Source organism: Rhodococcus sp. NPDC003322, assembly GCF_053589555.1.
Map to the genome: position 1 here is coordinate 619,461 of NZ_JBSFSC010000003.1, position 23,992 is coordinate 643,452.

Consider the following 23,992-nt stretch of genomic DNA (forward strand, 5'->3'; position numbering starts at 1 on the left):
GCCCCGCAGGATGTCAGCCGATCGGCGCGCCCACGATGGCTCGACCGGCCCGCGGCACCGTCTCGATGTCGAGGGGCAGTGGCGCGATCCGTTCCCCGTCGGCGTACGCGACGATCCCGGTGGGAGCGGAGCCCGCGGAGCGACCCGGGATGTGAGCCTCCAGCCGGACGCGCCGGGAGCGGTACACCTGCACCTCGTCGAGGTTCACGTGGGTGCCCTTGTAGACGGTGGGGAACAGGCGCACCAGCTTGAGCCGGCTGCCCGGTGACACCACGACCACGTCGAACAGCCCGTCGGTGACGCTGGCGCCGGGCGCGATCAGCATGCCGCCGCCGTACGAGGTGCCGTTGCCGACCGACACCATCGCCGCGTCCACTTCGAGGGTGCGGTCGTCGAGGACGATCCGGTACCCGATCGCCCGGAGGCTCGCCAACTCGGCGAGCATCGCCAGGTTGTAGCGCATCGGGCCGCGCGGCCACGTCATCCGGTTCGCCCGCTCGGTCACCAGCGAGTCGAAGCCGCTGCACAGCACCGTGCCGAACCAGTGCACGCCAGAGTCACCGAGGAGGGCCCGACCCAGGTCGACCTCGGCGACCTCGCCGTCCACCACGACGTCCGCCGCCGCAGCCGGGTCGTCCATCGGCACGCGGAACAGCCGGGCGTGGTCGTTGCCGGTGCCGCCCGGCACGATGCCAAGCGGGACCTCGGTGCCTGCCAGCGCCTGCCAGGCGATGTTCACCAGCCCGTCCCCACCCACCGCGACGAGGGCGTCGGTGCCGGAGGCGACGGCGGCGCGCGTCAACGCCAGCGCCTCCTCAGGCGTGCGACCCTCGATCGTGGTGACGTCGAGTCCGCGCTCGCGCAGGCGCGCCGTCGCGGCAGCGGTCACCTCGTGCGGGTGCCCGCCGCCGGCGTGCGGATTGGTGAGCACCGTCACCGAATTCATGGGATCAGCTTTCCAGGGTTGAGGATCCCGGCGGGGTCGATTGCGTCCTTGACTGCTCGCAGCACGCTCGCGCCGAGTTCGCCGATCTCGTCGGTCATCCACGGCCGGTGGTCGCGCCCGACGGCGTGGTGGTGGGTGATGGTGCCGCCCGCGGACACGATCGCATCCCCGGCCGCCCGCTTCGCCGCCTCCCACTGGGGCAGCGGATCGCTTGTCTGCGCGCACACGATCGTGAAGTACAGCGAGGCGCCGGTGGCGTAGGTGTGCGAGATGTGGCACATCACCAGCGGTGGGGTGCCCTGCGCGGCAAGGGATTCGGTGAGCGCGGCAGTGACCGCCGTCCGCAGGTTCGTCAGGTTGGACCAGTGGGTCGCGGTCTCGAGGGTCTCGACGATCGCGCCGGCGTTCAGCAGGGCGTCGCGCTGGTACGGCGCGTCGAAGCGGCCGTGCTCCCACGCGCGGGCCGGGCCGTCGCCGAGGTCGGTGCCGCCGGCCGCGGCCAGCAGTGCGCCAGCCTCCTCGGAGCGGGCCCGCACGTGCGCCTCTGTGCCCTCGAACGTGGTGATCGCCAGGCAGCCCGAGGTGGGGCTGTCGCCGCCGATGTCCCCGGCGAGGGCCAGGTTGATGCCGGTCTCGGCCTCGTCGGACAGACGCATCACGGTGGGGGCGGCGCCGGTCTGGATGACGGTGCGCAGCGCGTTCGCCCCGGTCTCGAAATCGGGGAACGACCAGGCCCGGTACGAGGTGGTCGCGGGCGTGGGATGAACCCGGACCGTGACGTCGGTGATGACGCCGAAGGTGCCCTCCGAGCCGACGAACAGTTCGCGCAGGTCGGGTCCGGCGGCGGAGGCGGGACCGCGGCCGAGGTCGAGCGTGCCGGTCGGGGTGGCGACGCGCAGGCGCTGGACCATGTCGTCGAAGCGGCCGTATCCGGCGGACGCCTGCCCCGACGATCGGGTGGCCGCGAAGCCGCCGATGGTGGCGAACTGGTAGCTCTGCGGGAAGTGGCCGAGCGAGAATCCGTGCGCGCCGAGCAGTTCCTCGGCCTGCGGTCCGGTCAGTCCGGCCTGCAGGACCGCGATCCCGGACACCGGGTCGAGGTCGACGAGGGCGTTCATGCGGCGTAGGTCGAGGGCGAGGACCGTGCCGAATCGTCCTCGTACCGGATCGACGCCGCCGACGACGCTCGTGCCGCCGCCGAACGGGACCACCGCGACCGCGTTCTCCGTGCACCACCGCAGCAGCGTGAGGACCTGCTCGTGGGACCCGGGGAGCACCACCGCGTCGGGGGCATCCTGTGCGTGGGTGTCCTTGCGGCGCAGCAGGTCCGGGGTGGACTTGCCGCCGGCGTGCCGGAGGCGGGCGCCCTCGTCGGTGCGGACGTGATCCGCGCCCACGAGTTCGTCGAGCGCGGCCCGGTGCGTGTCGGTCAGCGTGCTCGGACGCAGGGTGACCTCGGATTCGACGGGGGGAGCAGCCTGCTGCGCACCGACCCCTAGTGCGGTGCCGAGCAGGGACAGGACCTGAGGGGAGAGCTGTTTGCGGAACGCGTCGAGTCCCCAGGCGTCCCACTCCATCGTCGGTGCCTCGGTCGCCGGACGCTCGAACGATCCGGGCGCTGTGAAGTCGGTCATGCGTTACAGTGTTACACACGATGTCTATCCGTAACGATGAAACCGTGAGCGGTGAACTGGACCGTCCGCGCGGTCTCGAACCCCAGCGCAGCGTCGACGACCAGATCCTCGACGCGGCGCGAACCTGTGTGCTCGAGTTCGGCGTGCGCCGCACCACGCTCGCGGAGATTGCCCGGCGGGCCGGCGTCAGCCGGCCGACCGTCTACCGGCGTTGGCCGGACACCCGCGCGGTGGTCGGGGACCTGCTGACGCGCGAGATCGGGTCGGCGATCCCGCTGATCCCGCAGGACGGACCGGTACGCGAGCAGTTGGTGCGCGCAGTGGCGGTGGCGGCCGAGACCGTGCGCACCCACCCGCTGTTCGTGAAGATCCTGCGGTCCGACCCCGAACTGCTGATTCCCTACATCGTCGACCGGCTCGGCGCCAGCCAGCGCGCCATCATCGACCACCTCGTCCCGGTCGTCGCGGCCGGTCAGGTGGACGGTTCGATCCGCGCGGGCGATCCGTCCGTCATCGCCACCATGGTGCTGCTGATGACGCAGTCCGCCGTTCAGTCCGCAGGCATGGTCGCCGAACTGCTGGCGCCCGAGATGCTGATCGCGGAGCTTTCCACCGCCGTCGATTCCTATCTGACCCCACCGCCCGTCTGAGTCCCGGAACTCCGGGACCCGGAACAAGGAGCCCAACTTGCACGCTCATGCGCCGACCGCACTCAATGCCACCCGCCGCACCCGGGAGCTCGTCGGACTCGGGGACGGCGACCCGATCGACGTCCTGGTGATCGGTGGCGGCATCACCGGGGTCGGGGTCGCGCTCGACGCCGCGTCCCGAGGGTTGCGGACCGTCCTCGTCGAACGCCGCGACCTCGCCTTCGGCACCAGCCGGTGGAGTTCGAAGCTCGCGCACGGCGGGCTGCGCTACCTGGCGACCGGCAATGTCGGTATCGCGCGGGAGAGTGCCGTCGAACGCGGCATCCTGATGACCCGCACGGCGCCACACCTGATCCGGGCGTTGCCGCAGCTGGTGCCGCTGCTGCCGTCCGTCGGCCGGTTCGAGAAGGCGTTGGTGCGTACCGGTTTCCTCGCCGGTGACGCATTGCGCGCGACGGCGCGCACCCCGGCCTCGGTGCTGCCGCGGTCGCGTCGCATCGGGGCCGCCGCCGCGATCGCGCTGGCGCCTGCGGTGCGCCGCGAGGGGTTGCGCGGGGGACTGCTCGCCTACGACGGCCAGTTGGTCGACGATGCCCGTCTGGTCGTCGCGATCGCCCGTACCGCCGCCGGTCACGGCGCGAAGATCCTGACCCGGGTCGCCGCGCATGACGTCACCGGCGATTCCGCGCGCCTGCGCGACGAACTGACCGGGGAGGAACTCACCGTCCGGGCACGGGCCGTGGTCAACGCCGCCGGGGTGTGGGCCGGGCAGGTCGACCCCGACATCACGCTCAAGCCCAGCCGCGGCACCCACCTGGTGCTGGCGGCCGAGCGGCTCGGCAACCCGACGGCGGCGCTGACCGTGCCGATCCCGGGCGAGACGAACCGCTTCGTGTTCGCCCTGCCCGCGCAGCTCGGGCGGGTGTACCTCGGCTTGACCGACGAGGCGGCGCCGGGGGAGATTCCCGACGTGCCGGTCGCCACCGACGCCGAGATCGACTTCCTGTTGACAACCGTCAACACCGCGCTCGGTGGCGACCTGACCCGCGCCGACGTGCTCGCGAGCTACGCGGGCCTGCGTCCGCTGCTCGACACCGGCGACGGCGCCACCGCCGACCTGTCCCGCAATCACGCCGTCCTGACGTCGGGCAACGGCGTCGTGAGCGTCGTGGGCGGCAAGCTGACCACCTACCGGAAGATGGCGCAGGATGCCGTCGACGCCGCGATCCGGGCGGGTGGCCTCGCGGCCGGGTCCTGTGTGACGACGAACCTTCCGGTCGTCGGGGCCGGACCTGCCCCGACGGGACTGCCGGCCTCGCTGGTCGCCCGGTACGGCGCCGAGTCGGCGGCCGTCGCAGAGGCCGGTGACCTCACACCGGTCGCGGACGGCCTCGACGTCACCCGCGCGGAACTCGCCTTCGCCGTCGGGCACGAGGGCGCCCTCGACGTCGGCGACCTGCTGGACCGCCGTACCCGCATCGGTCTCGTTCCCGCCGACCGGGCACGCGCCCTCGACGCGGCGAGCGAAGCGCTCGGCTGACCCGGCGTCCGGCAGGCTCGGAGTCCTGCGAACTCGGAGTCCTGCCGACCCGGTATCTGTCGGAGGCCCGACGTAGCGTGGGGCGGGTCCGGTTCGACAAGGCTGCACCGACCTCCCGGGAGAGCGACCGCCATGACCACCGATTCCCAGAACGCCGCGAAGTCCGACATCCTCGACCTGCTCACCGAGCAGCGCCGCACGTTCCTGATCACCTTTCGTGGCCTCGACGACGCCGGTGCGCGTACCCGGTCGACGGCAAGTGAACTGACGCTCATTGCGCTTCTCAAGCACGTCACCGGAACCGAGCGGGGCTGGGTCCACACGATGACCTCGCGGGACGAGACCGCCGAGTTCGACATGGCGGCCGGGATGCAGTCGTGGACCGTCGGCCCCGACGAGACGCTCGAAACCCTGCTCGCCGACTACGCGGTCGCCGCCCGGGAGACCGAGGCCGCCATCCGGGACGTCGACCTGGACCTGCCGGTGCCCCTGCCGACCGCGCCGTGGTCACCCGAACGGGAGTGGTGGAGCGGGCGGAAGATCCTGATGCACATCCTGCGGGAGACCGCGCAGCACGCCGGGCATGCCGACATCATCCGCGAGAGCCTCGACGGCGCGAACACCACGATGCAGATGGGTGCCGACGCCGGGATGGAGTTCTAGCGGGTCATCGAGGCCGCCCGCGGGCGGCGGCGACACCGAAGTAGTCGCCGCCGCTGCGCTCGGGGTTGTGGGTGCCCCGATCGCGGGCGCGGTCGGCCGGGATCATCTTCGGTATGTGCTTGCGGCAGTGGATGTACGCCTCCTCGACGTGAACGAGGACCCAGCGCTCGGCGCGACGCCCGCGCACCTGTTCCGGCGGGAGGTCCGGATGCGTGAGGCGCACCTGGTCGTCGGGGACGACGAGTGCGGCGCCGTTGACGTGCAGGCCGATCAGGTCGGTGACGAAGTCCGCCATGAACAGGCCGATGTGCGGGTTCTCGACGATGTTGCCCAGGCTCGCCATCACCCCGTTGCCCTGGTACTCGGGATAGCCGATCAGGTCGGGGGAGAAGACCCGGACGAATCCCGGCGGTCCGGCCCGCATCGACACGTCACACGACCCGTCGGCCGCCGCGGTCCCGATGAACAGCAGATCCATCCGCCCGACGAACTCGATCATCGCGGGGTTCAGGCGGCTGCACATCTGGCGCGAATAGAAGCGTTCGGCGCGGAAGGAGGTCCCCAGCTCGTCCTGCATTGCCGTCTCGCCGCGGGTGCCACACGCGGCGTCGAGGCCGACCTCTCCGTTCGAGCCTCGATCGGTACCGGTCATCGTTGTCCACCTCGGGTCCCCCAGAAGTTCGTGCTGCAAAATTCGTGCTGCGACATTCGTGCCGGGAAGTCGTCGACCCCAGGATCGGTCCCGCCCGGGTCGGCCGCCAGTGACCCTGGGGTGAAGGTTGTTGCCACTTTCGGCCGCTCGCCCGATCGGTGCCCGCGAGGCGGCTGCGCGGCGTAGCGTTGGGCGCCATGAGCATTCGGCTCGGATACCAGATGCCCAACTTCAGCTACGGAACCCCGGTCCGGGAACTGTTCCCGACCGTCGTCGCACAGGCCCGCGAGGCCGAGGCGGCGGGCTTCGACACCGCGTTCGTGATGGACCACTTCTACCAACTGCCGGGGATCGGCGAGCCCGACGAGCCGATGCTCGAGGCGTACACGGCGCTGTCGGGGCTGGCGATGGCCACCACCGACATCAAGCTGTCGGCGCTGGTCACCGGCAACACCTACCGGAACCCGCCGATGCTCGCCAAGACCGTCACCACCTTGGACGTGGTGAGCGGGGGTCGCGCGGTGCTCGGGATCGGTGCCGGGTGGTTCGAGCTGGAGCACCGCCAGTTCGGCTACGAGTTCGGCACCGTCGCCGAGCGCATGGACCGGCTCGGTGAAGCGCTCGAGATCATCGTGCCGATGCTGCGCGGGCAGCGTCCCACCGTCGAGGGCGCCTGGTACCGCACCGAGAGCGCGATCAACGAGCCCCGGATCCGCAACGACCTGCCGGTACTCCTCGGTGGTGGCGGCGAACGCAGGACGTTCGGATACGCGGCCCGGTACGCCGATCACCTGAACATCATCTGCAACACCACGGAACTGCCACGCAAGCTCGACGCCCTCGCGCAGCGGTGCGAGGAGGCCGGCCGGGACCGCTCCACCCTCGAGACCAGCTACCTCGCGTCCGTCATCGTCGACGAGAGCGGCGACCGCGCCCGGCAGCTGCAGCGCGAGTTCCTGCTCTCCCGCGGAGTCGACCTCGACACCCTGGACGACGCGGCGCGCGCCGCCGCCACCGACCGGCAGTTCGTCGGCGACCCGGACGAGGTGGCCGAGCAGATCCAGACCCGGGTCCTGGACCGCGGCGTCGACGGGATCGTGATCAATCTCGTCCTCAACGGGGCCGAACCGGGGATCGTGGAATTGGCCGGCCGTACCCTCGGCCCGCTGGTGGCCGGCTGAGTGATCTCCCGACCACACGGTGGGCGGAAGGTGGTCTCGGGGTCGTCCTTCTCTGGCTGGTCAGCCTGCCGTGGTGGACTGACCTGAAGGCCTGGCAGAGAGTGATCCACACGGTTACGAGCATGTTCACGTTGTTGCTGGTGGTGCTGTTGGCGAATGCGAGTCGGCGGGCGAACGAGACGTCGCAGGAGCAGCTCGACGTGGTCGCGGAGGCGCTGGCCGCGTTGATGGACTCCGCCGGAGCGAGCGATCCGGAGTTGCGGGACGCGGCGACGCGGCTCCGGGACGCCGTCGGGCTCGAGGCGCGCCACCGAGCGACCGGTCACGCCGGATCGGCTCCGCCGGACCGGCACTGTGGCACCCTGGTCGGATGCGCGTCGCAGTCGTCGCCGGACCTGATCCCGGTCATGCCATTCCCGCCATCGCTCTGTGTCTGAAACTGATTGCCGCGGGGGATGATCCGGTGCTGTTCACCGGAGATCGATGGCTCGATGCGGCGCGGGGGGCCGGGATCTCGGTGCGCAAGCTCAAGGGGCTGGCGCCGCGGCCCGAGGACGACGACCTCGACGCAGGCGCGCGGATCCATTCCCGGGCGGCATACATCTCCACCGAGATCCTGCCGGACCTGAGCGCGATGCTGCCGGAACTGGTGGTCTCGGACATCCTCACCGCCGGTGGCGGCATGGCCGCCGAGCGACTCGACGTGCCCTGGGTGGAGTTGTCCCCGCATCCGCTGTACCTCCCGTCGAAGGGACTGCCGCCGATCGGCAGCGGCCTCGCGCCTGGGGAGGGCCTGCGCGGACGCGCACGCGACGCCTTGATGCGGGCGGCCACCGCCCGGTCCATCAAGCAGGGCCTGCGCCAGCGGTCCGAGGCGCGCGTCGGGGTCGGGTTGCCCGCGCAGGATCCGGGCCCGGTGGCCCGGCTGATCGCGACCGTGCCCGCGCTGGAGGTGCCGCGGCCGGACTGGCCCGAACATGCGCACGTCGTCGGCCCTCTGCTGTGGGAGCCGACGACTGATCTCCTCGGGCTGCCGCCCGGGGACGGTCCGCTGGTGACGATCGCGCCGTCGACCGCGCACACGGGTGCCGAGGGCATGCTCGAGACCGCGCTGACCGCGCTCGACGGCACCGGGGTGCGGGTGGTGGCGTCGATGCTCGACGCCCCACCTGCCGACCTGCCGTCCTGGGCGCGGGCGGGCCTCGGAAGGCAGGACGCGCTGCTGGCCGATTCGTCGGTGGTGGTGTGCGGCGGCGGCCACGGCATGCTGGCGAAGACGCTCCTGGCCGGGGTTCCCGCGGTGACCGTGCCGGGCGGCGGTGACCAGTGGGAGCTGGCGAACCGGGCGGCCCGGCAGGGCAGTGCCCTGGTGGTGCGCCCGCTGACCGCCGACGCGCTTCGGGAGGCGGTGCTGCGGATGCTCGACGAGCCGTCGTTCGGGGAGGCGGCGCGGGAGGCCGCGCGGACCGCCGGCGACGTCGAGGATCCGGTGGCGGTGTGCCGGGCGGCGGCCGGGGCGGGGCTGTCGCTGCCCTGACGGTCTCGGCCCCGAGGGTTCGCGGCCGTCGGCTACCGTGAAGTCGTGCGACTGACCGAGTTCAACGAACTGGTGCACGGCGAGTTCGGCCGTCTCTACGGCGAATCCCTGCTGGTGGATCACGTGCTGCTCAGCCTGGGCGGAAAGACCGCGGCCCAGGCGATCGAGGACGGTCGCGAGCCGCGGGAGGTGTGGCGCGCGCTGTGCGCCGAGTTCGACGTGCCCCGCAATCGCTGGTAGGTGCCCGGACGCGGCCGACACGCCGCCCGGCCCGTTGACTCGAACAGGTGTTCGCCTATGCTTGGGGGGTGCTCGTCAGGTCGCGTCGGCAAAGTTTGTCGGTGCCCCCGTCTACGGTGACGGCATCAAGAAGAACCGCTCGGATCACGAGTGCTGACCGAACACCAGTCGTTGACTAAGGAGAACCGATGGCACCGCAGGCACACGATCGCGACAAGGCGCTCGAGCTCGCACTGGCGCAGATCGACAAGAACTTCGGCAAGGGTTCGGTGATGCGTCTCGGCGAGGAGGCTCGCCAGCCCATCTCGGTGATCCCCACCGGTTCCATCGCCCTCGACGTCGCACTCGGCATCGGTGGTCTGCCCCGCGGTCGCGTCGTCGAGATCTACGGCCCGGAGTCCTCGGGTAAGACGACCGTCGCACTGCACGCGGTCGCCAACGCGCAGGCCGCCGGCGGCATCGCCGCGTTCATCGACGCCGAGCACGCACTCGATCCGGAGTACGCCCGCAAGCTCGGTGTCGACACCGACGCGCTCCTGGTCTCGCAGCCGGACACCGGTGAGCAGGCCCTCGAGATCGCGGACATGCTGATCCGCTCCGGCGCACTCGACATCATCGTCGTCGACTCGGTGGCCGCGCTGGTGCCGCGCGCCGAGATCGAGGGCGAGATGGGTGACAGCCACGTCGGTCTGCAGGCCCGCCTGATGAGCCAGGCGCTGCGCAAGATGACCGGTGCGCTGAACAACTCGGGCACCACCGCGATCTTCATCAACCAGCTGCGCGAGAAGATCGGCGTGATGTTCGGCTCCCCGGAGACCACCACCGGTGGTAAGGCGCTCAAGTTCTACTCCTCGGTGCGCCTGGACGTGCGCCGCATCGAGACCCTCAAGGACGGCGGCGACGCGGTCGGTAACCGCACCCGCGTCAAGGTCGTCAAGAACAAGGTGTCGCCGCCGTTCAAGCAGGCCGAGTTCGACATCCTCTACGGTCAGGGCATCTCCAAGGAGGGGTCGCTGATCGACATGGGCGTCGAGCACGGCTTCATTCGTAAGTCGGGCTCCTGGTTCACCTACGAGGGCGACCAGCTCGGGCAGGGCAAGGAGAATGCCCGGAAGTTCCTGCTGGAGAACACCGACATCCGTGACGAGATCGAGAAGAAGATCAAAGAGAAGCTGGGCATCGGTGCCGACGTGACCGCGGAGGGCGGCGACGACGCGCCCGTCGACTTCTAGGAGATCCACCGTGGAACCGGACGACCGCCCGCGGAGGTCCCGCAGGCGGACCGGTGACGGCGACTCACGGCGGGCCGGCGACGTCGCCTCCCGCTCACCGGCCGAGCAGGAGGCGCAGGCCAAGGATCTGTGCCTGCGCCTCCTGACGGACCGCGCGCGCAGTCGTGCGGAACTGTCGAAGAAGTTGACGGACAAGGGTTTCGACGCCGAGGTGATCGTGCGGGTCCTGGACCGGCTCACCGAGGTCGGGTTGGTTGACGACGCCGCGTTCGCCTCCCAGTGGGTGCACTCACGGCACACGTACTCCGGCAAGGGCAGGCGTGCGCTGGCGATGGAACTGCGCACCAAGGGCGTTGCCCCCGATGTCGCGGCGGTCGCTCTCGATCAGATCGACGGCGACGACGAACGCGAACGCGCCGCCGAACTGGTGCGCCGGAAGCTGCGGACCGCGTCCCTGGACTTCGAGGTGGACGGTCCGGGCGGACGCAGCAGCGAACGCGACCGTCTGGTGCGCCGGCTGGTGTCGATGCTGGCGCGGCGCGGCTACCCGCAAGGCATGTGCTTCGACGTGGTGAAGACCGAGCTCGCGCAGGCCGGCTCGGACACCGAGGGTTTGGACGACCGCTGAGGTTGGCGCGTCGCCCGGGTCGACGCGGCCGTCACACCATGTCCATGCCCGGTGCGGCGGGCGGTACCGGTGGCGCGACCGCCGGGCGGCCCTTCTTGCCGCCGCGCAGACGCTTCTCGACGTACGTCGCGAGCGCGGACAGGGCCGAGTTGAGCACGATCATGATCGCCGCGACCACCAGGAGCGACGGCAGGTAGTTGCCGTAGAACGCGCCCAGTTGCTGGCCGGATCGCACGACCTCGACGTAGCCGATCAGGTAGCCGAGCGCGGAGTCCTTCAGCGCCACCACCATCTGGGAGATGATCGCCGGCAGCATCGTCGTGATCGCCTGCGGCAGCAGAATCGTGCGTGTGATCAGGCCCTTGCGCATCCCGAGAGCCTTCGCGGCCTCGGTCTGCCCCCGCGGGAGGGAGGTGATCCCGGCGCGCACGATCTCGGCGATCACCGAGCCGTTGTAGAGCGTCAGACCCGTCACCACCGCGGCGAGCGCCAGGTACTTCGCCTTGAACACCTGGTAGTCGGCGAACACCTGATAGGCGAAGATCATCAGGATCAGCACCGGGATGGCGCGGAACAGTTCGACGACGAAACCGCACACCGTCCGGACGATCCGGTGGTCCGACAGTCGGCCGACGCCGAGGAGCACACCGAGGATCAATGCGAGCACGATCGAGATGGCCGCGGCGGTGAGCGTGCCGCGGATGCCCGGGAGGAGGTATGTCGTCCAGGACGTCGTCTCGGTGAACGGACTCCACTTCTCCGCCGTCAACTGGCCCTTGGCGTCGAGCGCCCGGTACACCAGATAGCCGACGGCGACGAGGAGCGCCGCCACGGCCACCGAGGCGAGCCGGTGGAGCGTGCGGGCGCGGGGTCCTGGGGCGTCGTAGAGGACGGTCGCCTGAGGGGTTGCTGTCGCCCGGGTCACCGTGCCACCTCCATCCGCTTGCCGAGATAGCCGAACAGCAGACCCATGGGCAGGGTCAGGATCACGAAGCCAAGCGCGAAGATCCCGCCGACCACGAAGATCGCCGCCTCGTTCTCGATCATGGTCTTCATCAGCAGCGACGCCTCCGCCACTCCGATCACCGACGCGATCGTGGTGTTCTTGGTCAGCGCGATCAGGACACTGCCGAGCGGGGCGATCACCGTCCGGAAGGCCTGCGGCAGCACGATCAACCGCAGGTTCTGCCCGAACGTCAGGCCCAGCGACCGGCCCGCCTCGGCCTGGCCGACGTGCACCGTGTTGATGCCTGCGCGGAGCGACTCGCACACGAAGGCCGCCGTGTACACGGCCAGTCCGAGGACGGCGAGTCGGAAGTTGTTGTCCACCAGCGAGGTCGGAGAGTTCTCCGGGGCCAGCCGCACACCCATCGTCTGGTACAGGCCGAACGAGCAGAAGAGGATGATCAGCGTCAGCGGGGTGTTGCGGAAGACGGTCACGTAGGCCGTGCCGAGCCAGCGGGCCACCGGGACGGGGGAGACCCGCATCGCGGCGAGCACCGTGCCGATGACGAGTGCGCCGACCGCGGACAGCGCGGTCAGTTCGATCGTCGTCCAGAACGCGGAGATCAGCTGATCCCCGTACTTGCTGAGCAGGTCCACGTCACTCCCGGGTGCGGCGGCGACGGCCGCGGCCCGGGCATCTCGCCCGGGTCCGCGGCCGTCGGGTGGTCAGTAGCGGTTGACGGTGGGGGGCGCGGGGATCGGGTAGCCGGACGGTCCGACGTTCTTCTCCAGCGCCGCCTGCCAGGAGCCGTCGGCGATCATCGCCTCGATGGCGTCGTTGATCTTGGCGCGGGTCTCGTCGTCACCCTTGGCCAGTCCGACGCCGTAGTTCTCGGTGGTGAACTGGTCGCCGACGACCTTGAGCTGGCCGGGATACTGGGCGGCGTAGCCGGCCAGGATGATCGCGTCGGTGGTCACCGCGTCCACGGCACCGTTGCGCAGCGCCTCGACGCACGCGGAGTAGGTGTCGAACTCCTGCAGCTGCACCTCGTTGGCGTAGGTGTCCTTGACCTTCTGCGCCGGGGTGGAGCCGGTCACCGAGCACAGCTTCTTGCCGCCGTTCAGCGACTCGGGGCCGGTGATGTCGGTGTTGTCGGAGCGCACCAGCAGCGACTGCCCGGTGGTCAGGTACGGGCCGGCGAAGTCGACCTTCTCCTTGCGGGCGTCGGTGATCGAGTAGGTCGCCACCACGTAGTCGACCTCGCCGTTCTGGATCAGCGTCTCGCGCTGCGCGGACGGGGACTCCTTGAAGGTGATCCCGGACGGCTCGACGCCGAGCTTGCCCGCCACATAGGTGGCGACGTCGACGTCGAAACCGCTGAACGTGCCGTCGGGGTTGCGCAGCCCGAGACCGGGCTGGTCGAACTTGATGCCGACCGTGAGCGTTCCCGATTCGGCGCTCTGGCTGGCGCTCTTCTCCTCGTCGCCGCCACAGGCGGTCGCGACGACGGCGACGGCGAGCACTCCGACCCCGACTCGTAGCGCGCGGGTGATCCTCATGTGTTCCTCTCCTTCGGGTCGAGCAGTGGAATTTCGGCGGTGGTCAGTGTGGTCAGTGGCCGAGGATCTTCCCGAGGAAGTCCTTGGCGCGTGGCGATTTCGGTGCGGTGAAGAAGGTGTCCGGGTCGGTGTCCTCGACGATCTGGCCGTCGGCCATGAACAGCACCCGGTCGCCGGCCTTGCGTGCGAACCCCATCTCGTGGGTGACCACGAGCATCGTCATGCCCTCCTTCGCGAGGTTGGTCATCACGTCGAGGACCTCGCTGACCATCTCGGGATCGAGCGCGGAGGTCGGCTCGTCGAACAGCATCACCTTGGGGTTCATCGCCAGCGCGCGGGCGATCGCCACCCGCTGCTGCTGACCGCCCGACAGCTGTGCGGGGTACTTGTCGGCCTGGTTGCCGATCCCGACCCGGTCGAGCAGCTCCACGGCCCGGGCCCTGGCGTCGGTCTTGCTCATCTTCCGCACCTTCACCGGGGCGAGCATGACGTTCTCCAGGATCGTCTTGTGCGCGAACAGGTTGAACGACTGGAACACCATCCCGACGTCGGCGCGCAACGCGGCCAGCGCCCTGCCCTCGGCGGGCAGTTCCCGGCCGTCCACCGCGATGGTGCCCTCGTCGACGGGTTCGAGCCGGTTGATCGTGCGGCACAGCGTCGACTTCCCGGACCCGGAGGGCCCGACCACGATCACCACCTGGCCGGTGGGGACGTCGAGGTTGATGTCGCGGAGAACGTGCAGGTCGCCGAAGTGCTTCTGCACCCCGGTCATCGAGATCATCGTCGGGGAGATGGCGGTCGGCGCGCCCGCGCCCGATACGCCCGCGTTCGTCATAGTGATGGACCCTAGGTGCTGGGCTGGACGAACCCCAGTCTTTGTGTCGACTCGGCCGGTCGGCGTAATGGAACTTTTACCAAGGCAACGAATCGACGCCCGATCCTGCGATCCCTCACGGAACCCGTCGCGAGTCGTTGCGACGGGTGTTTACTGGTTCGAATACGAACAAAGCCTGCCGAGGGGGCTCCATGACGTACGCGAACGCCGAGATCGACCAGATCCACCAGGGCCGCGGATCGGGGTGGCCGGCATGACCGCGGTGTCCCCGAAGCCGAACCTCGAGGCGTCCCGGCCGTTCCCGGCGCGGCTCGGGCCCAAGGGCTCGTACGTCTACCGGATGGTCACCACGACCGACCCGAAGATGCTCGGGGTGCTGTACCTGGTCACGTCGTTCGCGTTCTTCCTCGCCGGCGGTCTGATGGCCCTGCTGATGCGCGCGGAGCTCGCGGTGCCGGGGATGCAGTTCCTGTCGAACGAGCAGTTCAACCAGCTGTTCACCATGCACGGCACGGTGATGCTGCTGCTGTACGCGACGCCGATCGTGTTCGGCTTCGCCAACTACATCCTGCCGCTGCAGATCGGCGCGCCGGACGTCGCGTTCCCGCGGTTGAACGCGCTGAGCTACTGGCTGTACCTGTTCGGGGCCCTCATCGCGATGGCCGGTTTCGTCACCCCCGGTGGCGCCGCCGACTTCGGCTGGACCGCCTACAGTCCGCTCACCGACGCCGTGCACGCGCCCGGTGTCGGCGCCGACATGTGGATCATGGGTCTGGCGGTCGCCGGTGTCGGCACGATCCTCGGTGGCGTGAACATGATCACCACGGTGGTGTGCCTGCGGGCCCCCGGGATGACGATGTTCCGGTTGCCGATCTTCACCTGGAACATCCTCATCACGATGATCCTGGTGCTGCTCGCGTTCCCGATCCTCACGGCCGCACTGATGGGAGTGTTCGCCGACCGACACCTCGGTGCGCACGTGTTCGATCCCGCCAACGGCGGAAACATGTTGTGGCAGCACCTGTTCTGGTTCTTCGGTCATCCCGAGGTGTACATCGTCGCGCTGCCCTTCTTCGGCATCATCACCGAGGTGATCCCGGTGTTCAGCCGCAAGCCCCTCTTCGGATACAGCGGGATGGTGTTCGCGACGATGTCGATCGCCGCCCTGTCGATGGCGGTGTGGGCGCATCACATGTACGCCACCGGCGCGGTGCTGCTGCCGTTCTTCTCGTTCATGACCTTCCTGATCGCCATCCCGACCGGCGTGAAGTTCTTCAACTGGATCGGCACCATGTGGCGCGGCCAGCTGACATTCGAGACGCCGATGCTGTTCTCGGTCGGCTTCATCGTGACCTTCCTCTTCGGCGGTCTGTCGGGCGTCGTGCTCGCCAGCCCGCCGCTCGACTTCCACGTCACCGACTCGTACTTCGTGGTCGCGCACTTCCACTACGTGCTCTTCGGCACCATCGTGTTCGCCACCTACGCCGGCATCTACTTCTGGTTCCCGAAGATCACCGGGCGGATGCTGGACGAGCGGCTCGGCCGGTGGCACTTCTGGCTCACGTTCATCGGCTTCCACACCACCTTCCTGGTGCAGCACTGGCTCGGCGCCGAGGGCATGCCGCGTCGCTACGCGGACTACCTGCCCTCCGACGGGTTCACCACACTCAACGAAGTCTCCACGATCGGCGCGTTCATCCTCGGGGCCTCGACGCTGCCGTTCCTGTGGAACGTCTTCAAGAGCTACCGCTACGGCGAGGTCGTCACGGTCGACGACCCGTGGGGCTTCGGCAACTCGCTCGAATGGGCCACGTCCTGCCCGCCGCCGCGGCACAACTTCACCGAACTGCCCCGGATCCGCTCCGAGCGACCGGCGTTCGAGCTGCACTACCCGCACATGGTCGACCGGATGCGCGCCGAGGCCCACGCCGGGCGCGCCCACGGGTCGACCGCGGTCGCCGAGGTCGCCGCCGGCTCCGCCGACTGAGACAGGAGACCCGCCATGCAAGGCAATCTGCCCGACCTGCCGTACTACGGACTGGACTGGGAGATGTTCTTCCCGACCAACCTGTACGTTGCATTCGTCAAATGGTGGAATCCGCTCTGAGCGTCCGGTGGCGGCGGTCGAGCGGTGGTGTCCGGTGCCGGTGCACGCCGCGGTCCGGGGAAGGGCGACGCCCGTGGCCGGTGACCTCACGACCCGCGCCGAGATCGACGTGCTGCTCCGCCGCTTCTACGGCCGCGCCCTGGTCGACGAGTTGCTCGCGGAACCGTTCACGGAGGTGCGCGAACAGGGACTCGAGTCGCACCTGCCCGTGATGTGCGACTTCTGGGAAACGATCCTGTTCTCCGCAGGCACGTACCGGGGCAGTCTGTTCCGGATCCACCGGCAGGCGTACGAACGGCACCCGTTCGACGGCGCGCATTTCGACCGCTGGCTGCTGCTCTGGCGCGAGGCGGTCGACGAGCTGTACACCGGGCCGGTCGCGGACCGGGCGAAGCTGCAGGGGCAACGGATCGCCACCGCGATGCACCGCCGGCTGGCGGGTCTGCCCAGCCTCGCGGCCGAGGCGGTCCGGACCGGGGCGGCGGCGATGCCGACCGGGGTGGTCGAGGCGGTTCCGGACGCGGTGAGGGGTGCTCCCGGTCAGGCCGTACCCTGGTGGGGTGGACACGATCGACCCCGAGACCTCGACAGCACCCCGTAGCTACGAGGTCCGCACCTTCGGCTGCCAGATGAACGTGCACGACTCGGAGCGGCTGTCCGGTCTGCTCGAGGACGCCGGCTACACCAAGGCCGTGCCCGGCACCGACCCCGACCTGCTGGTGTTCAACACCTGCGCCGTCCGGGAGAACGCCGACAACAAGCTGTACGGCACCCTCGGTCACCTGCGCCCGACGAAGGACGCGCACCCGGGCATGCAGATCGCCGTCGGTGGCTGCCTGGCCCAGAAGGACCGCGACACCGTGGTCAAGAAGGCGCCGTGGGTGGACGTGGTATTCGGTACCCACAACATCGGATCGCTGCCCGCCCTGCTCGACCGGGCGCGGCACAACCAGCAGGCCGAGGTCGAGATCCTGGACTCGCTCGAGGCGTTCCCGTCGACCCTTCCCGCCAAGCGGGAATCCGCCTACGCCGGCTGGGTGTCGATCTCCGTCGGCTGCAACAACACCTGCACGTTCTGCATCGTGCCTGCGCTGCGCGGCAAGGAGGTGGATCGCCGGCCCGGCGACATCCTCGCCGAGGTACAGGCCCTGGTGGACGAGGGCGTGCTGGAGGTGACCCTGCTCGGTCAGAACGTCAACGCCTACGGCGTCTCGTTCGCCGACCCGGAAGCGCCGCGGGACCGAGGCGCGTTCGCGAAGCTGCTGCGCGCCTGCGGCGACATCGAGGGCCTCGAGCGGGTCCGGTTCACGTCTCCGCATCCCGCGGAGTTCACCGACGACGTGATCGAGGCAATGGCCGCCACCCCGAACGTGTGCCCGCAGCTGCACATGCCGCTGCAGTCCGGCTCGGACCGTGTCCTGAAGGCGATGCGGCGGTCGTACCGCAGCACGAAGTTCCTCGGCATCATCGAGAAGGTCCGTGCGGCCATGCCGCACGCCGCGATCACCACCGACATCATCGTCGGCTTCCCAGGCGAAACCGAGGAGGACTTCCAGGCCACCCTCGACGTCGTCAGGCAGGCGCGGTTCACCAGCGCCTTCACCTTCCAGTACTCCAAGCGTCCCGGGACCCCGGCCGCGGAGATGGACGAGCAGCTCCCGAAGGAGGTCGTGCAGGAACGCTACGACCGGCTGATCGAGTTGCAGGAGCAGATCACCCTCGAGGAGAACCAGAAGCTGGTCGGTGTCGAGGTCGAGCTGCTGGTCGCCGCCGGTGAGGGCCGCAAGAACGCGGAGACGCTGCGGATGAGCGGTCGCGCCCGCGACGGCAGGCTGGTGCACTTCCGTCCCGAGGGCCGGCTGGACGGGCAGGTCCGTCCCGGCGACGTGATCACCACCGTCGTCACCGGCGCCGCGCCGCACCACCTGATCGCCGACGGTCCGGTGCTCGGCCACCGGCGGACCCGGGCCGGCGACTCGCACGAACGCGGCATCACCCCGAAGACCCCGCCGATCGGGGTCGGCCTGGGACTCCCGCAGATCGGCGCGCCCGCGCCGCTGCCGACCGTGACCGGATGTGGAGCATGAGCAACAACGAGCCCGACCCCATCGAGCAGTACCGCAAGGACATCGACGCCGCCGAGAAGAAGGTGGCGCGCGAGATCGACCCCGGCATGCGGGCCCTCGTCGTCGCGGTCGGCATCCTCGCGTTGATGGCGACGTTCGCGTTGCCGCACACCGGGGGAGCGAAGGGCTGGGACGTCCTGGTCGGCAACGACGCCGCCCTGGCCGAGGACATCGCCCTCCCGTCGCGGGTGTTCGTCTGGCTGACGCTGGTGTTCGGGATCGTGTTCGGCATGCTCGCGCTGGTGACCCGGCGCTGGGTCCTGGCGTGGATCTCGGTCGCCGGATCGGCGGTGGCCAGCGTGTTCGGCATGCTGGCGATCTGGTCCCGGCAGACCCTCGACGCCTCCTCACCCGGTGGTGGGCCCGGCATCGGCCTGATTCTCGGGTGGGTCCTGATCATGGTGTTGACCTTCCACTGGGTGCACGTGGTGTGGCAGCGCACCGCGCTCCAGCTGGCGGCCGAGGAGGAACGGCGTCGCAAGACCGCGGAGGGTGACCAGAACAACCTCATCTGGGGGGATCGCTGACGGTCCCCGGGCGGGAGTGACGTCGGGCTCGAGGGAGTCGAATCGTGCCTTTCACCCTGCCCGCGGGAGCCGACGTGGTCGTGGAGACCGAGGTCAGGCATTCCCGCTTCATCGCGGCGCTGCGGCGTGTCGACAGCCCGGCCGAGGCGCAGGACTTCCTGGAGGATCAGCGGCGCCTGTATCCCGACGCGCGGCATCACTGCTGGGCCTACGTCACGGGCAACGAGCAGTCGGATCGGGCCGAGCGGTCGGGTGACGACGGCGAACCCGGTGGCACGGCCGGGGTGCCGATGCTCCAGGTGCTCCGGGCTCGGGAGCTGGTGGACGTCGGGGTGGTCGTGACGCGCTACTTCGGCGGGATCAAGCTCGGCGCGGGCGGGCTTGTGCGTGCCTACTCGGGTGCAGTGGCCGCCGCGGTCGACGCGGCTGCCGGGTCGTCACGGTGGCTGAGCCGGGAACGCCTCGAACTGCTGTCCCTCGAGGTCGGCCACGACACCGCGGGCCGGGTCGAGGCGGACCTGCGGGGGCGCGGGGTTGCGGTTGTCGACACCGAGTACGGCGCCAGGGTCACCTTCACTCTCGCGACCCGGGATCCCGAGCACCTGGCGGCCGCAGTCGCGGAACTCACCGCCGGCGCGTCGGAACTCGTCCCGGCGGGCGTCCGCTGGGTGGATTCCGAGCTGCCGCGCCGGTGAGTGAATCTCTCCCCAGGGGGCCCACCCGACCGGGGCGAGATTCACTCACGGACGGCGGTGCCGTCTATCGGTCGCTGACGGCGCCCTCGGCGGCGTCGGCCCATTCCCGCCACTGCTGGGCCTGGGCGAGAGCCTTCTCGGCATCCTTCGTCTTGCCTGCCGCGGTGGCCTTCGCGGCCTGCTCCTCGAACTGCGCGACTCGCTCCCGGAACTGGGCGGCACGTGCCATCGCCTCCGGGTCGGTGCGCCGCCACTGCGAGTCGGCGGCGTCGCGGACCTTCTTCTCGATGGCGTGCAGCCGGCCTTCGAGATCGTGCATCTTCTCGCGGGGGACCTTGCCGATCTCGTCCCACTTCTCCTGCAGGTCCCGCAGGGCGGCGCGGGCGCCGTCGAGGTCCTTGGCCGGGTCGATGTGGACGCTGCCGAGCAGTGCCTCCTTGGCGGTGGCGTTCTCCTCGAACTCGGCGTCCCGCTCGGACGCGGCGGCGTTGCGGTTGCCGAAGAACACGTCCTGTGCCGCCTTGAACCGCTTCCACAGCGCGTCGTCCGCCTCGCGCGGTGCGCGTCCGGCGGCCTTCCACTCGGTGAGCAGATCGCGGAACGCGGATGCGGTCGGACCCCAGTCGGTCGAGTCCTTCAGCTCCTCGGCGCGTTCGCAGAGTTCTTCCTTGCGGGTCTTCGCCGCGGCGCGCTCGCGGTCGAGTTCGGCGAAGTGGGCGCCGCGCCGGCGGTTGAACGCCTCACGGGCCTTCGAGTACCGCTTCCACAGCGCGTCGTCGAGCTTGCGGTCGACACCGCGGATGGACTTCCACTCCTCGAGGATCTCGCGGAGCCGGTCGCCTGCGGCCTTCCACTGGGTGGATTCGGCGCCGATCCGCTCGGCCTCGGCGGCCAGTTCCTCCTTGCGGTGGGTGTGCTCCTCGCGTTCGTGTTCGCGTTCGGCCTTCTCCGCCTCGGCGGCCTCCTGAGAGCCGGCGATGACGGCGTCCAGGCGCTTGGCCAGGGCGTCGATGTCGCCGATGACGGCCGCGGTCGGGAGGGACTCGGCCAGCGCGGCCGCCGCGGTGCGGGTCCGGCGCGCGTCGCCGGAGCCGGAGGTCAGGCGGGCTTCGAGCAGGCTCACCTCGGTGGCCAGGTCGTCGTAGCGGCGGCCGAAGTGGGCCAGCCCCTCGGCGGCGTCGCCGGCCTGCCACGACCCGATCTGGCGCTCGCCGTCCGCGGTCGTGACCCAGGCGGTGCCGTCCTCGTCGACGCGTCCGAATCGGCTCGGATCGCTCGGCGGCGTCACCGCCGGTGCGTGCACGGCGGCGGGGGCAGCGGGTTTCGCGGGACCGGGTTTCGCGGCGCCCGGCTTGGGGGCGCCCGGCTTGGGAGCGCCCGGCTTCGGGGCGCCGGGCTTGGGTGCGCTGCTGTCGGTCATGACTCCTCATCTCTGCCGCGCGTCACGGCTGCCGCTGCCTCGTTCGTCGCACGCCGATCCTCACGTCTGCGCGCGCTGGTCCCATTCAACCCGGAACAAGGTGTCAGGACCATTGAAACAGCTTGGACCGCGAGAGTAGGGATTGCGCGGGATGCGGCGTGCGCGCAAAGGACGGATCTGGTGGTGGAACCGTGACGGGTGGCGACTACCGTTGGCCGGTGTGTTCACCGCCGCAGCCCTGGTCTCCTCCCCGCCCCTGCTGATTCCCGAACTCGCGGGCGCGGCGGCGACGGAGACCGCCGACCTGCGTGCCGCCACCCTCGATGTCGCCGGTGAGCTGGCCGGACTCGCTCCGACGTGGACCGCGATCGGGGTCGGAGCCACGGAGGCCGAGGTTCCCGCCGCGGCACGCGGCACCTTCCGCGGGTACGGCGCCGACGTGCGGGTGGCCCTGGGGGCGGCCGGCGAGCAGGGCGTCGCCGATCCGAATCTGCCGCTCGCCGCGCTGATCGCCGGCTGGCTGCGCGGGGCCGTCCGCTCGGCAAATCCAGGGGCGCCGGGCACCGAGATCGAGACGATCCTGGTCGCCCCCGACACGTCTCCGGTGTACTGCGCCCAACTCGGTGCCCGGTTGCGGAAGCAGCTGGACGCCGACCCGCGCCCGCGCGCTGTCCTGGTCGTCGCCGACGGTGCGAACACGCTGACCCCGAAGGCGCCCGGCGCCTACGACGACCGCGCGCCCGTCGCGCAGGCCGAGCTCGATCACGCGCTCGCGGAGGGCGACGTCGAGTACCTCGCCCAGCTGGACCCCGTCGCCTGTGCCGATCTCGGCATCGCCGGCCGCCCCGCCTGGCAGGTCCTGGCCGCGCTGTTCGGCGGCACGCCGAGGAAGTGCCGCACCGACTACCAGGGCGCCCCGTACGGCGTCGGCTACCACGTGGGGCTGTGGCTGCCGTGACCGACACCTCGAGGCCGATCGCGGTCGTCGGTCCGACCGCGACCGGAAAGTCCGATCTCGGGCTCGCCCTCGCGCAGCGGCTCGGCGGCGAGATCGTCAACATCGATGCGATGCAGCAGTACCGGGGCATGGACATCGGCACGGCCAAGCTGCCGGTCGCCGAGCGGCGGGGCATCCCGCACCACCAGCTCGACGTCCTCGACGTCACCGAGACCGCCACGGTCGCGCGGTACCAGCAGTCCGCCCGCGCCGACGTCGAGGCGATCCTGGCCCGCGGCGCGGTGCCGGTGATCGTGGGCGGGTCGATGATGTACGTGCAGTCGCTGCTCGACGACTGGGCGTTCCCGGCGACCGACCCGCAGGTCCGCGCGAAGTGGGAGGCGGTGCTCGCCGAGCGGGGGGTGGCGGGCGTGCACGCGGAACTGACGCGGGTCGACCCACAGGCCGCCGCGACGATCCTGCCCACCGACGGCCGCCGGATGGTGCGCGCCCTCGAGGTGGTCGAGCTGACCGGGCGCCCGTTCGCCGCGTCGGCCCCCACGATCGGGGAGCCGCGGTGGGGGACGCGCGTGATCGGAGTCGACCGGGACACCGCCGAGCTCGACGAGCGGATCGAGCTGCGGACCCGGCTGATGTTCGAGTCGGGACTCGTCGAGGAGGTCGAGACGCTTGTCGCGGCAGGCCTGCGGGAGGGGGTCACCGCGCCGCGGGCGATCGGCTACGCGCAGGTACTCGCGGCGTTCGACGGCGAGTACGACCTCGACGAGGCCCGGATGCGCACCCTGATCGGCACCCGCCGGTACGTGCGCAGGCAGCGGTCGTGGTTCCGGCGGGACCAGCGCGTGCGGTGGCTGGACGCGGCGAGGCCGGACCTGGTCGACGCGGCCCTGACCGTCGTGCAGGCACCGCCCGTCGTGGAGGCACCGCCCGTCGTGGAGGAGTTGTCGAGCGTGGATGAACAATCGGTCGTGGAGGATCAGTGACGAAGAAGACGGCGCGCCGGACGCCGGGTGGGCAGCCCCGGGTGACGGTGCGCAATGCCCGGTTCCAGCAGTGGCAGTCGTACCTGACCACCCGGGCGAAGCGGACCAAGGCAGGCCGGTTCCTGATCCAGGGCGTCCGGCCGCTGACCCTGGCACTCGACCACGAGTGGCCCGTCGAGACGCTGCTGTTCCGCGTCGACGGCCCGCCGCTGTCCGAATGGGCCCGCGGCGCCCTCGAGCGGTGGTCGGGTGAGACGGTCGGCGTCGCGGGCGAACTGCTTGCCGAACTGGGTGAGAGGTCGGAGTCGGCGCCGGAGCTGATCGCGGTCGCGAAAACCCGGACGCGACCGCTGTCGGCGCTGACATTGCGCCGCGGTGAGCGGGCGCCGCTACTGGTGGTGTTCGACCGGCCGTCGTCGCCCGGCAACCTGGGTACTCTGATCCGCAGCGCCGACGCGTTCGGGGCGGACGCGGTGGTGGTCACCGGGCACGCCACGGACCCGTTCGACCCGCAGTGCGTGCGCGCGTCCACCGGTTCGTTGTTCGCAATGCCGGTGTTCACCGCCGCCGACCCCGACGAAGTGGTCGCCTTCCGCGGCCGCCAGAAGATGGAGATGCAGATCGTGGGCACCGACGAGCACGGCGCTGTCACGATCGCCGACCACGACCTGAGAGGTGGAACGATCCTGGTGATCGGTAACGAGACCCGTGGCATGAGCGCCGCCTGGCGCGGCGCCTGCGACGTCACCGTCAGCATTCCGATCGGTGGTGCCGCGAGTTCCCTCGGCGCGCCGTCGGCCGGTGCGGTGTGCCTGTACGAGGTCACGCGACAGCGGATGACCGCGGTGGGGGGCACCCGATGAACATCGCCGATCACCTGGCTGCGCGGATGAGCCTGTTCGGGGCGGCGGCGACGATGCCCGGCGTGGGTCG

At 70.3% G+C, this 23,992-nt stretch carries 24 protein-coding genes and 1 pseudogene; 17 read left to right on the forward strand and 8 right to left on the reverse strand.

Annotated elements, in window-relative coordinates:
- Positions 1–13: 13 nt before the first annotated feature.
- Positions 14–946 carry a diacylglycerol kinase gene (locus ACWDUM_RS15130; protein WP_450134588.1) on the reverse strand — a complete coding sequence of 311 codons (933 nt, stop codon included), beginning with the start codon at positions 944–946 and terminating at the stop codon, positions 14–16.
- Positions 943–2,523 (reverse strand): FAD-binding oxidoreductase, encoded by a 1,581-nt coding sequence (locus tag ACWDUM_RS15135; RefSeq protein ID WP_450134749.1) that lies wholly within the window; start codon positions 2,521–2,523, stop codon positions 943–945. Before ACWDUM_RS15135 ends, ACWDUM_RS15130 begins: the two co-directional genes overlap by 4 nt.
- Positions 2,524–2,600: 77 nt before the next feature.
- On the opposite strand from ACWDUM_RS15135, the gene ACWDUM_RS15140 reads away from it, so the two are divergent.
- From ACWDUM_RS15140 to ACWDUM_RS15150, 3 genes are all read left to right on the forward strand, one after another.
- Entirely contained in the window at positions 2,601–3,230 is a 630-nt protein-coding gene (locus tag ACWDUM_RS15140) for a TetR/AcrR family transcriptional regulator (protein ID WP_450134589.1), read from the forward strand.
- A gap of 37 nt (positions 3,231–3,267) precedes the next feature.
- Positions 3,268–4,770: a glycerol-3-phosphate dehydrogenase/oxidase gene (locus ACWDUM_RS15145; protein ID WP_450134590.1), complete on the forward strand. Its 1,503-nt coding sequence runs from the start codon at positions 3,268–3,270 to the stop codon at positions 4,768–4,770.
- A gap of 132 nt (positions 4,771–4,902) precedes the next feature.
- Positions 4,903–5,433, forward strand: coding sequence for a DinB family protein (locus ACWDUM_RS15150; RefSeq protein WP_450134591.1), 531 nt, complete (start codon positions 4,903–4,905; stop codon positions 5,431–5,433).
- A 4-nt stretch (positions 5,434–5,437) separates the two neighbouring features.
- Here the strand turns inward: ACWDUM_RS15150 and ACWDUM_RS15155 are convergent, their stop codons facing one another.
- Positions 5,438–6,085, reverse strand: coding sequence for a pyridoxamine 5'-phosphate oxidase family protein (locus tag ACWDUM_RS15155; RefSeq protein ID WP_450134592.1), 648 nt, complete (start codon positions 6,083–6,085; stop codon positions 5,438–5,440).
- A 197-nt stretch (positions 6,086–6,282) separates the two neighbouring features.
- On the opposite strand from ACWDUM_RS15155, the gene ACWDUM_RS15160 reads away from it, so the two are divergent.
- The 6 genes from ACWDUM_RS15160 (at position 6,283) to recX (ending at position 10,903) form a co-directional block, all read left to right on the forward strand.
- Positions 6,283–7,266, forward strand: a complete 984-nt coding sequence (locus ACWDUM_RS15160; RefSeq protein WP_450134593.1) for an LLM class F420-dependent oxidoreductase — start codon at positions 6,283–6,285, stop codon at positions 7,264–7,266.
- On the forward strand, positions 7,263–7,703 hold the full coding sequence (locus tag ACWDUM_RS15165) for a low affinity iron permease family protein (RefSeq protein ID WP_450134750.1): 441 nt from the start codon (positions 7,263–7,265) through the stop codon (positions 7,701–7,703). The genes ACWDUM_RS15160 and ACWDUM_RS15165 overlap by 4 nt, the downstream gene beginning before the upstream one ends.
- Positions 7,637–8,803, forward strand: coding sequence for a glycosyltransferase (locus ACWDUM_RS15170; RefSeq protein ID WP_450134594.1), 1,167 nt, complete (start codon positions 7,637–7,639; stop codon positions 8,801–8,803). Before ACWDUM_RS15165 ends, ACWDUM_RS15170 begins: the two co-directional genes overlap by 67 nt.
- Positions 8,804–8,848: 45 nt before the next feature.
- Positions 8,849–9,043 carry a DUF3046 domain-containing protein gene (locus ACWDUM_RS15175; protein WP_450114321.1) on the forward strand — a complete coding sequence of 65 codons (195 nt, stop codon included), beginning with the start codon at positions 8,849–8,851 and terminating at the stop codon, positions 9,041–9,043.
- Between the two features lie 188 nt (positions 9,044–9,231).
- Positions 9,232–10,275, forward strand: a complete 1,044-nt coding sequence (gene recA / locus ACWDUM_RS15180; protein ID WP_450114322.1) for a recombinase RecA — start codon at positions 9,232–9,234, stop codon at positions 10,273–10,275.
- A gap of 10 nt (positions 10,276–10,285) precedes the next feature.
- Entirely contained in the window at positions 10,286–10,903 is a 618-nt protein-coding gene (gene recX, locus ACWDUM_RS15185; protein WP_450134595.1) for a recombination regulator RecX, read from the forward strand.
- Positions 10,904–10,934: 31 nt separating this feature from the next.
- On the opposite strand, the gene ACWDUM_RS15190 is transcribed toward recX, so the two are convergent.
- The 4 genes from ACWDUM_RS15190 to ACWDUM_RS15205 all read right to left on the reverse strand — a co-directional run bounded on the left by ACWDUM_RS15190 (position 10,935) and on the right by ACWDUM_RS15205 (position 14,189).
- Positions 10,935–11,828 (reverse strand): amino acid ABC transporter permease, encoded by an 894-nt coding sequence (locus ACWDUM_RS15190; RefSeq protein ID WP_450134596.1) that lies wholly within the window; start codon positions 11,826–11,828, stop codon positions 10,935–10,937.
- On the reverse strand, positions 11,825–12,505 hold the full coding sequence (locus ACWDUM_RS15195; RefSeq protein ID WP_450114325.1) for an amino acid ABC transporter permease: 681 nt from the start codon (positions 12,503–12,505) through the stop codon (positions 11,825–11,827). The genes ACWDUM_RS15190 and ACWDUM_RS15195 overlap by 4 nt, the downstream gene beginning before the upstream one ends.
- Positions 12,506–12,574: 69 nt before the next feature.
- Positions 12,575–13,408, reverse strand: a complete 834-nt coding sequence (locus ACWDUM_RS15200; protein WP_450114326.1) for a glutamate ABC transporter substrate-binding protein — start codon at positions 13,406–13,408, stop codon at positions 12,575–12,577.
- A 52-nt stretch (positions 13,409–13,460) separates the two neighbouring features.
- A complete protein-coding gene (locus ACWDUM_RS15205; protein ID WP_450134751.1) occupies positions 13,461–14,189 on the reverse strand; it encodes an amino acid ABC transporter ATP-binding protein in 729 nt (242 codons plus the stop codon).
- Between the two features lie 307 nt (positions 14,190–14,496).
- Here ACWDUM_RS15205 and ctaD point away from each other — a divergent pair, with 307 nt between their 5' ends.
- The 5 genes and pseudogenes from ctaD (at position 14,497) to ACWDUM_RS15230 (ending at position 19,698) form a co-directional block, all read left to right on the forward strand.
- Positions 14,497–16,230 (forward strand): aa3-type cytochrome oxidase subunit I, encoded by a 1,734-nt coding sequence (gene ctaD, locus ACWDUM_RS15210; RefSeq protein WP_450114327.1) that lies wholly within the window; start codon positions 14,497–14,499, stop codon positions 16,228–16,230.
- Between the two features lie 193 nt (positions 16,231–16,423).
- A pseudogene (locus tag ACWDUM_RS15215) lies at positions 16,424–16,849 on the forward strand (group III truncated hemoglobin); the annotation flags it as partial.
- A gap of 61 nt (positions 16,850–16,910) precedes the next feature.
- Positions 16,911–18,437, forward strand: coding sequence for a tRNA (N6-isopentenyl adenosine(37)-C2)-methylthiotransferase MiaB (miaB, locus tag ACWDUM_RS15220; protein ID WP_450114328.1), 1,527 nt, complete (start codon positions 16,911–16,913; stop codon positions 18,435–18,437).
- Positions 18,434–19,003: an Rv2732c family membrane protein gene (locus ACWDUM_RS15225; protein WP_450114329.1), complete on the forward strand. Its 570-nt coding sequence runs from the start codon at positions 18,434–18,436 to the stop codon at positions 19,001–19,003. Before miaB ends, ACWDUM_RS15225 begins: the two co-directional genes overlap by 4 nt.
- A 44-nt stretch (positions 19,004–19,047) precedes the next feature.
- Positions 19,048–19,698, forward strand: coding sequence for an IMPACT family protein (locus ACWDUM_RS15230; RefSeq protein WP_450134597.1), 651 nt, complete (start codon positions 19,048–19,050; stop codon positions 19,696–19,698).
- A 64-nt stretch (positions 19,699–19,762) separates the two neighbouring features.
- On the opposite strand, the gene ACWDUM_RS15235 is transcribed toward ACWDUM_RS15230, so the two are convergent.
- On the reverse strand, positions 19,763–21,118 hold the full coding sequence (locus ACWDUM_RS15235) for a DUF349 domain-containing protein (protein WP_450114331.1): 1,356 nt from the start codon (positions 21,116–21,118) through the stop codon (positions 19,763–19,765).
- Between the two features lie 220 nt (positions 21,119–21,338).
- Between ACWDUM_RS15235 and ACWDUM_RS15240 the strand changes: the two genes are divergently transcribed.
- Genes ACWDUM_RS15240 through ACWDUM_RS15250 form a run of 3 tightly spaced genes read left to right on the forward strand, consistent with a single transcriptional unit; the run spans position 21,339 to position 23,922 of the window.
- Positions 21,339–22,076: a class III extradiol dioxygenase subunit B-like domain-containing protein gene (locus tag ACWDUM_RS15240; protein WP_450134598.1), complete on the forward strand. Its 738-nt coding sequence runs from the start codon at positions 21,339–21,341 to the stop codon at positions 22,074–22,076.
- On the forward strand, positions 22,064–23,059 hold the full coding sequence (gene miaA / locus ACWDUM_RS15245) for a tRNA (adenosine(37)-N6)-dimethylallyltransferase MiaA (protein ID WP_450134599.1): 996 nt from the start codon (positions 22,064–22,066) through the stop codon (positions 23,057–23,059). The genes ACWDUM_RS15240 and miaA overlap by 13 nt, the downstream gene beginning before the upstream one ends.
- Positions 23,056–23,922, forward strand: coding sequence for a TrmH family RNA methyltransferase (locus tag ACWDUM_RS15250; RefSeq protein WP_450114334.1), 867 nt, complete (start codon positions 23,056–23,058; stop codon positions 23,920–23,922). Before miaA ends, ACWDUM_RS15250 begins: the two co-directional genes overlap by 4 nt.
- The last annotated feature ends 70 nt before the right edge of the window (positions 23,923–23,992 follow it).